The organism is Halocynthiibacter styelae, assembly GCF_016123485.1.
Classification (GTDB): domain Bacteria; phylum Pseudomonadota; class Alphaproteobacteria; order Rhodobacterales; family Rhodobacteraceae; genus Halocynthiibacter; species Halocynthiibacter styelae.
This window is the reverse complement of the sequence record NZ_JADCKQ010000003.1, coordinates 307205-319495: the sequence shown is the minus strand read 5'-3', so window position 1 is coordinate 319495 and position 12291 is coordinate 307205. Positions and strand designations below refer to the sequence as shown.

At 55.3% G+C, this 12291-nt stretch carries 11 protein-coding genes; 1 reads left to right on the top strand and 10 read right to left on the bottom strand.

Features of this window, described 5'->3' with window-relative positions:
- Nucleotide 1 precedes the first annotated feature (1 nt).
- The 10 genes from H1D41_RS06085 to dctP form a co-directional block, all read right to left on the bottom strand.
- On the bottom strand, nucleotides 2–562 hold the full coding sequence (locus H1D41_RS06085) for a sarcosine oxidase subunit gamma (protein ID WP_228848045.1): 561 nt from the start codon (nucleotides 560–562) through the stop codon (nucleotides 2–4).
- On the bottom strand, nucleotides 555–3512 hold the full coding sequence (locus H1D41_RS06080; protein ID WP_228848044.1) for a sarcosine oxidase subunit alpha family protein: 2958 nt from the start codon (nucleotides 3510–3512) through the stop codon (nucleotides 555–557). Before H1D41_RS06080 ends, H1D41_RS06085 begins: the two co-directional genes overlap by 8 nt.
- Nucleotides 3509–3796: a sarcosine oxidase subunit delta gene (locus H1D41_RS06075; RefSeq protein ID WP_228848043.1), complete on the bottom strand. Its 288-nt coding sequence runs from the start codon at nucleotides 3794–3796 to the stop codon at nucleotides 3509–3511. Before H1D41_RS06075 ends, H1D41_RS06080 begins: the two co-directional genes overlap by 4 nt.
- A 12-nt stretch (nucleotides 3797–3808) precedes the next feature.
- Complete coding sequence (locus H1D41_RS06070; RefSeq protein WP_228848042.1) at nucleotides 3809–5059, bottom strand: sarcosine oxidase subunit beta family protein; 1251 nt, start codon at nucleotides 5057–5059, stop codon at nucleotides 3809–3811.
- 266 nt (nucleotides 5060–5325) lie between these two features.
- Entirely contained in the window at nucleotides 5326–5733 is a 408-nt protein-coding gene (locus H1D41_RS06065) for a universal stress protein (RefSeq protein ID WP_228848041.1), read from the bottom strand.
- A gap of 65 nt (nucleotides 5734–5798) precedes the next feature.
- Nucleotides 5799–7313, bottom strand: a complete 1515-nt coding sequence (locus H1D41_RS06060) for a malonate--CoA ligase (protein ID WP_228848040.1) — start codon at nucleotides 7311–7313, stop codon at nucleotides 5799–5801.
- Nucleotides 7314–7318: 5 nt separating this feature from the next.
- The gene (locus H1D41_RS06055) at nucleotides 7319–8578 is read right to left on the bottom strand and encodes a malonyl-CoA decarboxylase (RefSeq protein WP_228848039.1); all 1260 of its coding nucleotides are present in this window, start codon (nucleotides 8576–8578) and stop codon (nucleotides 7319–7321) included.
- A complete protein-coding gene (locus H1D41_RS06050) occupies nucleotides 8575–9891 on the bottom strand; it encodes a TRAP transporter large permease (RefSeq protein ID WP_228848038.1) in 1317 nt (438 codons plus the stop codon). The genes H1D41_RS06055 and H1D41_RS06050 overlap by 4 nt, the downstream gene beginning before the upstream one ends.
- Before the next feature lie 5 nt (nucleotides 9892–9896).
- Nucleotides 9897–10439: a TRAP transporter small permease gene (locus tag H1D41_RS06045; protein WP_228848037.1), complete on the bottom strand. Its 543-nt coding sequence runs from the start codon at nucleotides 10437–10439 to the stop codon at nucleotides 9897–9899.
- 73 nt (nucleotides 10440–10512) lie between these two features.
- Nucleotides 10513–11499: a TRAP transporter substrate-binding protein DctP gene (gene dctP, locus H1D41_RS06040; RefSeq protein ID WP_228848036.1), complete on the bottom strand. Its 987-nt coding sequence runs from the start codon at nucleotides 11497–11499 to the stop codon at nucleotides 10513–10515.
- A 133-nt stretch (nucleotides 11500–11632) separates the two neighbouring features.
- On the opposite strand from dctP, the gene H1D41_RS06035 reads away from it, so the two are divergent.
- The gene (locus H1D41_RS06035; protein ID WP_228848082.1) at nucleotides 11633–12289 is read left to right on the top strand and encodes a GntR family transcriptional regulator; all 657 of its coding nucleotides are present in this window, start codon (nucleotides 11633–11635) and stop codon (nucleotides 12287–12289) included.
- Nucleotides 12290–12291: the final 2 nt, after the last annotated feature.

The window sequence follows — 12291 nt, the reverse complement described above, 5'->3', positions numbered from 1 at the left end:
GTCAGCAAACGGATTGCGCCGCTTCGGTTAAACCGTGGTGCAGGGACTTTGCAGAGGATCGTGGACCAATCACCGCGAAACCACCGTCACAGTGCCACAGGAAACATCCCAGGTGATGGATTTGTGTCCGTGTCACGTCCCCGGATTGCATCCGTGCCACATCGGCGTTGCACAGTCGTTCCAGCACCGCTGTCACCGCTGATCCGTCCAGATCAAAGCGGCACCAGCCATCTGTCTGTTCCACAACAGACGCAGCATCGCCCAATGCGGTTTTCACCTGATCTGCCAGATCTTCATGGCCGTCATAAGGCGCATCAATCATCCAGCTTTCCGGGCCAATCCACAGGGCAGAATATGTGTTCCCAACGACGGAAACGCTGACATCCGGCAGATCAATGCCAAAGAGAGTCCAGGCTTTGTCACGGGTTACGTCAGCCTGTTCATTGCGCGCCGTCAGAGAGACAAGCGCCCGGCCTGTAATCTCGGTGATGGTAAGACCTGAAAAGTGGTCAACGCGGGGCTCATCCGCCCCCAGTGGTGTGATGGATTTCAGTTTAAGCACGAAGACGTTCCCCTTCCGGATCAACAAAATGGGCGCTGACAACTTCCGCCCGGATTTCAGTGCCTTCCAGCGGATTAGACACACGCAGAATTTCCCCCATGCGATCCGCCCCGCCCTTCAGGAAGGCCAGACCAATGGAACACCCCAGCACCGGCGAATACGCGGCAGAGGTGACATAGCCCTGATCGGTTTTGGCTGATATTTCACCATCTGCATTCATCAAATGTGCCCCCGCAGGAATTGGATCTTTTGGATCGACCGGTCGCAGACCAATGATGTTCAAATCACCCGCCTCATTCATCCCTGGACGCTCACTTAAAATGTTGCCAATACAGTCTTTTTTCTTACTGACCATACGCCCCATGCCAAGATTAAATGCCGATGTTGTCCCGTTCAATTCATTGCCCGCCGCATGGCCTTTCTCAATACGCATCACGCCAAGGGCCTCGGTGCCATAGGGCACGACATCGAATTCTTCGCCCGCTTCCATTAACTTGCGAATAAGCGCGTCCCCGTAACGGGTTGGCACCGCGATTTCATAGGCCAATTCACCGGAAAATGAGATCCGGAAAAGGCGCGCCCGCAATCCGCCGCAAACGGTGATTTCACCACAGGCCATAAAGGGGAACGCGTCGTTTGAGATGTCAAATTCCGGGTCCACGATCTTTTGCAACAGCTTGCGCGCATTGGGGCCGGCAACCGCATATTGCGCCCAGGCTTCGGTGGTGGAAATCAGCTGCACATCCAGATCAGGCCACAGACATTGCCGCGCAAATTCCATATTGCGATAGACCAGAACCGCATTGGCTGTGGTGGTTGTGACCACAAAATGATCCTCTGCCAGGCGCGCCGCCGTGCCGTCATCATAGGCGATACCATCTTCACGCAGCATCAAGCCATAGCGCACCTTGCCCACGGGCAGTTTTGCAAAAGCATTGGCGTAAATCTTGTTCAGGAAAGCTGCCGCATCTTTGCCCTGCACATCGATCTTGCCCAATGTAGTGACGTCACAGATGCCAACAGATTTCCGGGTTTGAAGAACCTCGCGATCCACGGACTGCCGCCAATGGGTTTCGCCCGCCTTCGGGAACCACTGCGCCCGCAGCCAGTTGCCGACTTCAACAAATTCTGCGCCCTGCTCCGCAGCCCATTTATGGCTGGGCGTTTCGCGGGTTGGGTGAAATTCCTTCCCAACCGAACGCCCGGCCAGTGCCCCAAGGGACACGGGCGTATAAGGCGGGCGGAAAATCGTTGTGCCGGTTTCCGGGATCGATTTCCCCGTCAGTTCCGCCATCACCGCAAGCCCGCCCATGTTCGACGTCTTGCCCTGATCCGTCGCCATTCCCAGGGTGGTATAGCGTTTCAGATGCTCAACAGAGCGGAAGTTTTCCTGATGCGCCAGCTTGATATCTTTCACCGTGACATCGTTTTGCTGATCAATCCAGGCACGGCCTTTGCCTTCTTTCACATACCAGAACGGCGTCAGCGAAATCGGCGTGTCCTCTGCCTCGGGCAGATCCGGCATCTGCGCCTGAATGCCCAGATCCGACAGGGCCTGAACTGCGGCCCCTGCCCCGGCTTTCAACGCCGCAGCCGTCGTCAGGCCCCCATTCGCAGCCCCTGCAGCGGACAGGCCAACTGGCAGTTCCCCGCCGGGAACAAATGCGGCAAGCGTTTCATTCCAAACGGGTTTTCCTCTCTGGTGACAAGTCAGATGCACATTTGGGTTCCAACCGCCAGACACCGCAAGGGCCCCGCAAGGCAGGTCACGCAATTCACCATTCGCCAGACGGATCTGCACCGATTTCAGCCCAAGACGCCCGGTGCTGTTCACAACCTGCGCCCCGGCAAACAGCTCAGCACCGGCAACCTTCGGCGCATCCGGACGCACGTCAATGACCCCGGTTACATCCACACCTTTTGCGATCAGATCCGCGGCGGTGCGATGCCCGTCATCATTGTTCGTGAACACGGCCACCTGTTGGTGCGGGGTCACGGCCCAGCGATTGGCATAGGCCCGCACAGCGCCCGCCATCATCACACCGGGACGGTCGTTGTTTTCAAAGGCAATCGGGCGCTCCGTCGCACCGGCAGCCAGCACCGCACGTTTTGAATAGATCCGCCAGAGGATCTGACGTGGCTTGCCATTTTCCGGGATCGCCAGGTGATCAGAAACCCGTTCAACCGCGCTGTAAATCCCGTGATCAAACGCGCCGATCACCGTGGTGCGCGTCATGATCCGCACGTTTTCAAGGCTGGTCAGCTCGGCCATCACAGCCTGTGCCCAGGCACTGCCGGACATGTCATCAACCGTATGGGTTTCGGCGTTCAGGCGGCCACCGGTGATAAAATCTTCTTCCGCCAGGATCACCCGCGCACCGGCACGCCCTGCGGTCAAAGCGGCCATCAGCCCGGCCGGGCCGGACCCGATCACCAGAAGGTCACAATGCAGAAAGCCCTTGTCATACACATCCGGGTCATCCTCAAAGGAAACAGAGCCAAGCCCCGCCGCTTTGCGAATGATCGGTTCATACAGCTTTTCCCAAAACGCCCGGGGCCACATGAATGTCTTGTAATAAAACCCAGCGGTCAGGAAGTTGCTGAACCGGTCATTGATCGCCATAAAATCATATTTCAGCGAAAATCCACGGTTCTGAGACCGGGCTTCCAGCCCGTGAAACAGTTCAGTCACGGTGGCCCGGGTGTTGGGTTCCTGGCGCGCGCCGCTGCGCAATTCAACCAGGGCATTTGGTTCCTCTGATCCGGCTGTCAGCACGCCGCGCGGACGGTGATATTTAAACGACCGTCCCATCAGGCGTACGTCATTTGCCAACAGTGCCGAGGCCAGTGTATCACCGGCATGCCCCTGATAAGTCTTGCCATCAAAGCTGAAGATTACGGAAGTTCTGCGATCAATCAGACCGCCGTTCAATCGGTTTGGTCCGCTCATTTGCTGCGCCCCTCTTTGCGGGCCACATCACGGGCCAGCTGCACATCGGTAATTTCATGGGTCACTGTGTTGCGTGTCACCACAAGCCAGGATCGGTCGCCTGATTCGTGGAACCACAGTTCACGGTGCAGACCTGCGGGATTGTCACGCAAATACAGATAGTCATGGAATTTTTCGGCTGCATTATCATCCTGGGCATCCGGGCGACTGATCAGGGACGCATCGCCAAGATAGGTGAACTCCTGGGCATCGCGGGGCCCAAGCAGCGGGTGGTTTATAATCATCTCGGGGGCTCCTTAATGCAGGTTGGGCTGTGCGCCCTGGCCTTTTTCATCGATCATGTGACCGGTCCGGAACCGATCAAACCGATAGGCTGTGGCCGTGTCATGGGGGGTGTCGGTTTTCAGGAGATGCGCAAAACACCAGCCTGCTGCAGGGGTTGCCTTGAACCCGCCGTAACACCAGCCGCCATTGAAATAGAGCCCGTCGATATGGGTTTTATCAATGATCGGCGAGCCATCCATCGACATATCCATAATGCCGCCCCAGGCGCGCAGCAGACGCACACGCCCAAGGGCCGGGATCAGGGAAATCCCGCCTTCGGCCACATCTTCGATCACCGGCATGTTGCCGCGTTGCGCGTAGGAATTATAGCCATCAATATCGCCGCCAAATACCAGACCGCCCTTGTCAGACTGGCTGCAATAAAAATGCCCCGCCCCATAAGTGATCACGCCGGGCAAGACGGGTTTCAGCCCTTCTGACACAAAGGCCTGCAACACGTGGCTTTCCATCGGCAGGCGCATACCGGCTTTTTCCATCACGCGGCTGGACGATCCTGCAACCGAAACCCCGACCTTGCCCGCGCCGATATATCCGCGCGTGGTTTCAACGCCCAGACATGTGCCATCTTCAATCTTGAAACCAGTAACTTCACAGTTCTGAATGATATCAACGCCGCGCATATCCGCCCCGCGCGCATAGCCCCAGGCCACCGCATCATGGCGCACCGTGCCACCGCGCCGGTGCAAAAGACCGCCCTTAATCGGGAAACGGGCATTGTCGAAATTCAGGAACGGATAAAGTTTGCGCACACCTTCCACATCCAAAAGCTCTGCATCGGACCCGTTCAGGATCATCGCATTACCACGACGCCGCGCCGCATCGCGTTGGGCATCCGTATGCACAAGGTTCAGAATGCCACGCTGGCTGACCATGGCGTTATAGTTGAAATCCTGTTCCAACCCTTCCCAAAGCTTCAGGGAAAATTCATAAAACGGTTCATTCCCGTCCAGCAGATAGTTTGACCGAATAATTGTCGTGTTCCGCCCGACGTTGCCGCCGCCGATCCAGCCTTTTTCCAGAACCGCGATCCGGCTTTCGCCAAATTCTTTCGCCAGGTAATACGCCGTCGCCAGGCCATGTCCGCCACCCCCGATGATCACGAAATCATAGTGGGATTGCGGTTCAGGATCGCGCCATTGCGGTGTCCATCCTTTGTGGCCGGTCAGGGCCTCTTTGATCACTTTAAAGCCAGAATATCGCATTGTTCATCCTTTGCAGTCCAGGAGAACAAACAATGCGAAGGTTAAACACGCCAGATGAGGATCAGACAGATACCCTTCCAGATGCGACAGCACATCAGCAAACAAACGGGTGCGATCATTGTGAACAGAGTCGTGAGATCACTGACCAATATCAGGATTGCGCTTCATCACAGAATGCGCGGCTGTCGTCATCCGACCGGCCTTAACAACCGGCCTGACAGTCCGCGGCCAGCTTTGTCAAATTAAGTCAGAGTATTTTGACACGATTAACGGATGACATGTACGGGGCATTGTGCGTGCCGCACGACACGGGCCGCGGTAGAACCAAGGAAAATATCCTGAATGCCGGGCCGGTGACTTGCGATCACAATGCAGTCTTTTTCCTGCTCATGGGCGAAATCAATGATTGTCCGCGCGGAATGGCCTTCGACAATTTTGACTTCGACATTCTCAACACCGGCTGTCAAAGGGCGCAGGACCTCGGTGATTTTGCGACGAGCAACATCAAGATGGTCTTCGGGCAGCAGATCATTCGCGTATTGCGGCAAATGTTCCACCACGTGAAAAATCGTAATTTTACCTGCCTTGGTCCGCAAAGCCTGAGCAACCTCTACAGCTTTTTGCGCGTCACGTCCGACTTCAAAAGAGACGGGAACAAGAATTCTGTCATACATGATGTGAGCTTTCTGAAAAAAGCGGGCAAACATAGGTGGACTTGATGTTTGCCCAGTGGGGGAGATCAGGAGGTAAACATATCTTTGTGTGCGTCACGCAGAAGGTTCTTTTGCACCTTGCCCATCGTGTTGCGGGGCAAAGCATCCATCAGGATAAGTTTGCGAGGGTGTTTGAAACGCGCAAGCGACGTTTTCACAGCCTCCATCATGGCGTCTGTGTCAGGTGTTGCGCCTGGTTCTGCGATAATCACGCCAACAACTGTTTCACCAAAGTCAGGGTGCGGCACGCCAATCACGGCGCTTTCCAGCACACCGGGTTGATCATCCAGCACCAGTTCGATTTCTTTCGGATAGATATTGTACCCGCCTGAAATGATCAGATCTTTGTTGCGTCCGACGATGTGAACATAGCCGTCGTCATCAATTTTCCCAAGATCGCCTGTGATAAAGAACCCGTCTTCGCGTAGCTCTTCGGCGGTTTTTTCCGGCATTTTCCAGTAGCCTTTGAACACATTCGGCCCGCGCACTTCGATCTGCCCGACTTCACCATCCGGCAGGGTTTCACCGGTGTCAGGGCTGGTGATTTTCACTTCGGTCCCCGGCAGTGGATGCCCGACAGTGCCCGCACGCCGATCCCCGTCATACGGGTTCGAGGTGTTCATATTGGTTTCTGTCATGCCATAGCGTTCAAGAATGCAATGACCGGTGCGGTCTTCAAACTGCACATGGGTTTCGGCAAGCAAAGGCGCAGAACCCGACACAAACAGGCGCATGCCTGCGGTCAGTTCCCGGGTGAAACGCGCATCACCCAGCAGACGGGTGTAGAACGTCGGAACCCCCATCATTGCTGTGGCTTCTGGCAGGCGGTCAATGACCACATCCTGATTAAATGCAGGAATAAAGATCACGCGACACCCAGACAGCAAGGCGATATTCGTGGCAACAAACAAGCCATGCGTATGAAACACCGGCAAAGCGTGCAGCAAGACGTCATCTGATGTAAAACGCCATTCTTTTGTCAGAACCTTCGCATTGGACAGCAGGTTATTTTGCGTCAGCATCGCACCTTTGGACCGGCCCGTGGTGCCGGAGGTGTACAAAAACGCTGCCAGATCATCCCCGCCGCGATCCACAGTTGGAAAGCTTGCAGGCATTGCGCGGGCCTGATCGCGAAGCGTGCCCATCCCATCACTGTCCATGGTTTCAACCGCTGCACCCAGGGTGCTGGCAATTTCACTGATGGTGGCCTCGTTTATAGGATCGCACACGATCAGGGATGCACCGCTGTTTTCAATGAAATAGCTTAGCTCATCCGCCGTGTAGGCCGTGTTCAGGGGCAGAAAGACCAGGCCCGCTTGCGCACAGGCGGCATAAAGCGCGATGGCTGAGGGGGATTTATTCACCTGAACCGCAACCCGATCCCCCGGTTTCAGGCCAGCCTGTGTCATCACATGGGCCTGCTGTGCGGCCATCGCCAGGAAATCGGCATGTGTGATGACGCCCCCGTCTGTCAGGTGCAGAAACGGTGTCGCCTTGCCCGCATGAATACCGAACAGTTCATCATAAAGTGGATTTGACATAGAGATTACCTTTCCTGCGCCACAGCAATCGCTGACGCATCCGCATGGGCCTGCACAGCGGCAGAGGCCAGAACCTTTTGGGTTGTGGCAAAGTTTTCATGATTTTGTGCGACCTTTTCCAGATCGTATAAATAGCTCACCATCGTGCCGCCGGACTGCTGACAGCCCTTATCAGAGACATCGGCATTCGCATGAACCGCATGGACCATTGCGCCATTTCCAAGGTGAAAACGTGCCACGGGATCAAAGGGCAGCCCGCCTTTTGCTTTGGCATTCAACAGATAATGCGCGGCCGTGTTGCGCATGTCATCGGACGCCGCATGATCCCATTCATGGCTTTCCTGTGTCAGCCATTTCGTCAGCCCCGGAATAGGCGACAGGGTGACAAAGGTTTTCAGATCTGGCAATTGCGCCGCCAGATCGGCCGCGACCTGTTTGATCAGGGAATTGCCAAACGAAATGCTCGCAAGCCCGGCCTGACAGTTTGAGATCGAATAGAACACGGCGGTATCCGCGTCCTCTGCCGGCATCGCTTCGCGGCCGCTTTCCAACACCGCCTGAACAGAACCGGGAATGCCCCGGGTCAGCGCGACTTCCACAAAGATCAGCGGTTCATCCGGCATAGACGGGTGAAAAAACGCAAAGCAGCGCCGGTCATCCGGGGCAAGGCGTTGTTTCAGATCATCCCAGCTGTCGATGGCATGGACGGCTTCGTAGGCGATGATCTTTTCCAGGATATGCGCGGGGCTTTCCCAGTTGATCGGGCGCAACACCAGAAACCCTCGGTTAAACCAGGACGCAAACAGATGCCGCAGATCCAGATCCAGCGCGGCCAGTTCATTATCGCGCCCGCCAAGGCGCAACAGATCTGCCCGCATCCGCACAAGCGCCCCGGTGGCCCCGGGCAGGCGATTCAGGCGGCGGAACAATTCCTGGCGGCGGGGCTCTGCTGCGGCCAAAAAGTTGCGATAGGTTGCCTTGGTTGCCTGGCTTTCATAGGCATCCAGCGTGCTGCGCACCGCACCCGGGTTCAGATCAAGGGATCGGGTGATCTTTTTGAAAAATGCCAGTTTCGCATCATCATCCAGTTCCTCATATCCGGCCAGAATATCCTCTGCCAGCTTCAGCCCTGATGTTTCCCCGGCAGATCCAACCAGATCATTTGCCAGATCATCAAGCGACCGGTCATCAAGCCGACGGCGAGAGGACGGGCGCAGGTACCGCCTCTCAAATACTGTCGACAACAGATCCGCAAGAAGTGTCATACAGCCGTCCCCATCACGAAATCAGGCAACCAGGTTGCAAGCTGCGGGAACAGGCACAGCAGCACAATCGCGATGACCATACAGGCCACAAATGGCAGTGATCCCATCAGAATAGTCTTTAGCGAGATATCGGGCGCAATGCCGTTGATGACATAAAGATTCAGGCCGACAGGCGGTGAAATCAGGCCGATTTCCATATTAATCGTCAACACAACCGCAAACCAGATCGGGTCAAATCCGGCGGTGCTGATGATCGGCAACAGAATAGGCGCCGCCATCAAAATCACGGCAACAGGCGGCAGGAAGAAGCCCGCGATCAGCAGAAAGATGTTCACAGCCAGCATCAGAACCCAGCGGTTCACATCAAGTGTGCCGATCCATTCCGCGATAGACTGGGTGATGAAAAGCGAACTCAGCATATAGCTGAAAACACCCGCCGCCGCGATGATGAACAAGATCATCACAGATTCTTTAGTGCTGTCACGCAGAACAACCCAGATGTCGCGCGGATGCCACATTTTGTAGATGATCATCGCGATCACAAGACACAAAAGCGCCCCGACAGCCGCGGTTTCAGATGGGGTCGCGATACCGCCATACATCGCATAAAGAACACCAAGGATGATCCCAAGAAACGGCAGCACGCGCGGCAGAATTTCAAAACGTTCTTTCCACGTATAGCTGCCTGAACTCAGGCGGGTGGCGTCACCGGATTTCCAGGTGGAATACAGCGACCAGGCCATAAACAGCGCCACCAGAAGCAAACCCGGAATAACGCCCGCTAGAAACAAGCGACCAATCGAGGTTTCCGTCGCGATCCCATAAACGATCATGGTGACAGACGGCGGGATCAGAATGCCAAGCGTACCGCCCGCAGCAATTGAACCGGCGGCAACACCTTCTGGATAGCCGCGTTTGCGCATCTCGGGGATGCCCATCTTGCCAATCGCTGCACAGGTCGCGGGGGATGATCCGGACATGGCAGCAAACAGGGCACAGGCACCCAGGTTTGAAATCACAAGCCCACCGGGGATACGTGTCAGCCAGCGTTCAAGCGCTTCGTAAAGATCGGCCCCGGCCCGCGTCGACGCAATAGACGCCCCCATAATGATAAACATCGGGATCGACAAAAGCGCAAAGTTATCAAGCTTGCCGAACAGGATTTCGGGCATCAGTTCAAGGGAACGCGCGCCATCGAAAACCAACAGGAAACCAGCGGACACAATCAGCAGACCAATCGCCACCGACACACCAGAGAAAAGCACCAGGATCGTCATAATCGCGACGAGTCCTCCAAGCAGAAGAGGGTCCATAAGTGTTACTCCAGACCAAAAGGTTTATCGACACCGGTGAGCACGGCAATGAGGTCAGCGATCAGCTGCAGCATCAGCAGGCCAAATCCAACGGGGATAGACAGATAAGGGATCCACAGACGCACCCCCCAGATCGTGTCTGATTTCCAGTTCCGTTCATAAGCGAGATGCCAGTATTCATATCCATGCCAGACCATGACGCCGATAATCGCAATCGACATGCTCAGGGTGAAAACGGCCATGACCATCCGCGCACGCGGGGCCAGGGAAATCGGGATCAAATCAACATTCACATGCCCGCGCAGACGCTGCACATAAGGCAGACCAATCAGAGTGGCGGCGATCACAAGGTAAATGACGGCTTCTGTCTGCCAGACAGTTGACCCGTTAAACACAAAGCGGATGGTGATCATCTGGCAGGTAACGACGACAGCCAGAACAATCATGCCTGCAGAACACCATCCCGCCAGTGTGGAAATTGCGGCAACGGCCCGAAGAAAGGGATTATTGCCTGTATGTGCAACGGCTGCGGAACTATGAGCTGCCATGGTTGTCTCCATAAGGTGAGTATTTCGTCAGTTGGCGGCCCTGATGTAAGGGCCGCCGGGAAAAGGCTGGTGGTTATTCGACAGCCAGCGCCAGATCGAGCAGGGCCTGCCCATCCGGAACTTCTTCAACGAACGCTTTGTAGGATGTTTCTTCCGCAAGCGCGCGCCAGGCTTCGAAATCCTCAGCTGTCATTTCAGCAATTTCAACGCCAGCTTCGCGGAACACATCTGCAGATGCCGCATCCTGTGCCTTGGCTTCTTCAAGATAGAAAGCCTGGGCGTTTGCGGATGCTTCAAGCAAAGCGGTCTGCTGTTCTTCTGTCAGGCCCTCAAACGTGGTTTTGTTCATCAACAACGGCTGATACATAAACCAAAGCGCGACATCAGACGCAGGTGTATAGCAGGAAACCTGTTCGTAAATCCGGTAAGACACAAACGAAGATGAAGATGTATTCGCGGCATCCAGAACGCCAGTTTGCATCGCGTTATAGATTTCAGACGATGCCATGGATGCAATAGATGCATTCGCACCGGCCAGCATTTGTTCAAAGGATTTGCCCGCCGCACGCGTTTGAAGGCCCGCGATATCATCCGGGTTTGTGATACATCCGTCTTTGCCCGCAAAACCGCCAGCAAGATAGCCATGCACAAGAACCATCACGTCATCTTCGGCCATTTTTTCTTCAAGGGCGTCCATGAACGGGGAATCCACAAGACGCGCGGCATGATCGTGGTTGCGCACAAGACCCGGCATCAAGGTCAGGTTATAGGCAGGTTGCTGGCCCCCGGCATAGCTGAGCGGCAGAACCGTCATGTCCAGCTGACCACGGCTAAGCGGGCGATATTGTTCACGCGGCTTGAACAGTGATTTGGAACCAAAGATCCGGATCGACAGATCAACATCCGCCGCGGCAACGTCATCAGCAACCATTTGAGCGACCTGATGGCGAATATCGCTGGTTGACCATTGATGGGACAGGCGCAGTTCGGTCGCATGTGCCACTGAACCCGCGGATGTAAGTGCAATTGCTGCAGCTGCAGCTTTCAACATTGTATTCATTTCTTCCTCCCTTGTGTCCACCTGGGTCAGCAGACATAGGCAAGCCTACGCATTGATTGTTTTTCAGGTCAAGTTTTTTGTATACAAGAAATGCATCCTTGCGTTTGACCTCAAATCACCCGATAGTGATTTTATGCAGAAAAGACGTGCCGACGAGATCGCCGAAAACCTTGAAGAACTCATTTTCAGCGGAGGTTTTTCCGACGGAGACCGCCTTGATGAAATACGCCTGGCGCAAAGTTTTAACGTCTCAAGAACCCCGCTCAGGGAAGCGTTTCAGCGGCTGGCGACCTCTGGTCTGGTTGAACTTATTCCGCGACGCGGCGCGTTTGTGCGCCAGCCAGGACCTGTCAAACTGATCGAAATGTTTGAAGTCATGGCCGAACTGGAAGCCGTCTGCGGCAGGTTTGCCGCGATGCGGATCACGGATGAGGCGATTCTGACACTGGAAGAGGCAAACCGCGCCTGCCAGCAGGCAATAGACGATAAAAACCCTGACGGTTATTACGCGGAAAATGAACGTTTCCATCATCTGATTTATAAGCAGTCTGGGAATAGTTTCCTCGAACAGGAAGCCCTGAAGCTTCATAAAAACCTGAAACCCTACCGACGTCAGCAGCTGCGTTTACGCGGACGCATGCAGCAATCGATGGCAGAACACGAAGCCATCGTCGATGCATTGCGGAATGGGTGCCCCGATCAGGCCGCAAACGCCCTTCGAAGCCATGTTGCGGTGCAGGGTGAAAAATTCCATAGCCTGATGAAAAGCCTGAAAGCGGCGGCGGAATAGCC

Excerpts from the sequence above, each read along its gene's own strand:
- H1D41_RS06035 (WP_228848082.1), top strand. The coding sequence starts at position 11,633 with ATGCAGAAAAGACGTGCCGACGAGATCGCCGAAAACCTTGAAGAACTC.
- H1D41_RS06070 (WP_228848042.1), bottom strand. The coding sequence starts at position 5,059 with ATGCGATATTCTGGCTTTAAAGTGATCAAAGAGGCCCTGACCGGCCAC.
- H1D41_RS06055 (WP_228848039.1), bottom strand. The coding sequence starts at position 8,578 with ATGACACTTCTTGCGGATCTGTTGTCGACAGTATTTGAGAGGCGGTAC.
- dctP (WP_228848036.1), bottom strand. The coding sequence starts at position 11,499 with ATGAATACAATGTTGAAAGCTGCAGCTGCAGCAATTGCACTTACATCC.
- H1D41_RS06075 (WP_228848043.1), bottom strand. The coding sequence starts at position 3,796 with ATGATTATAAACCACCCGCTGCTTGGGCCCCGCGATGCCCAGGAGTTC.
- H1D41_RS06065 (WP_228848041.1), bottom strand. The coding sequence starts at position 5,733 with ATGTATGACAGAATTCTTGTTCCCGTCTCTTTTGAAGTCGGACGTGAC.
- H1D41_RS06080 (WP_228848044.1), bottom strand. The coding sequence starts at position 3,512 with ATGAGCGGACCAAACCGATTGAACGGCGGTCTGATTGATCGCAGAACT.
- H1D41_RS06045 (WP_228848037.1), bottom strand. The coding sequence starts at position 10,439 with ATGGCAGCTCATAGTTCCGCAGCCGTTGCACATACAGGCAATAATCCC.
- H1D41_RS06060 (WP_228848040.1), bottom strand. The coding sequence starts at position 7,313 with ATGTCAAATCCACTTTATGATGAACTGTTCGGTATTCATGCGGGCAAG.
- H1D41_RS06050 (WP_228848038.1), bottom strand. The coding sequence starts at position 9,891 with ATGGACCCTCTTCTGCTTGGAGGACTCGTCGCGATTATGACGATCCTG.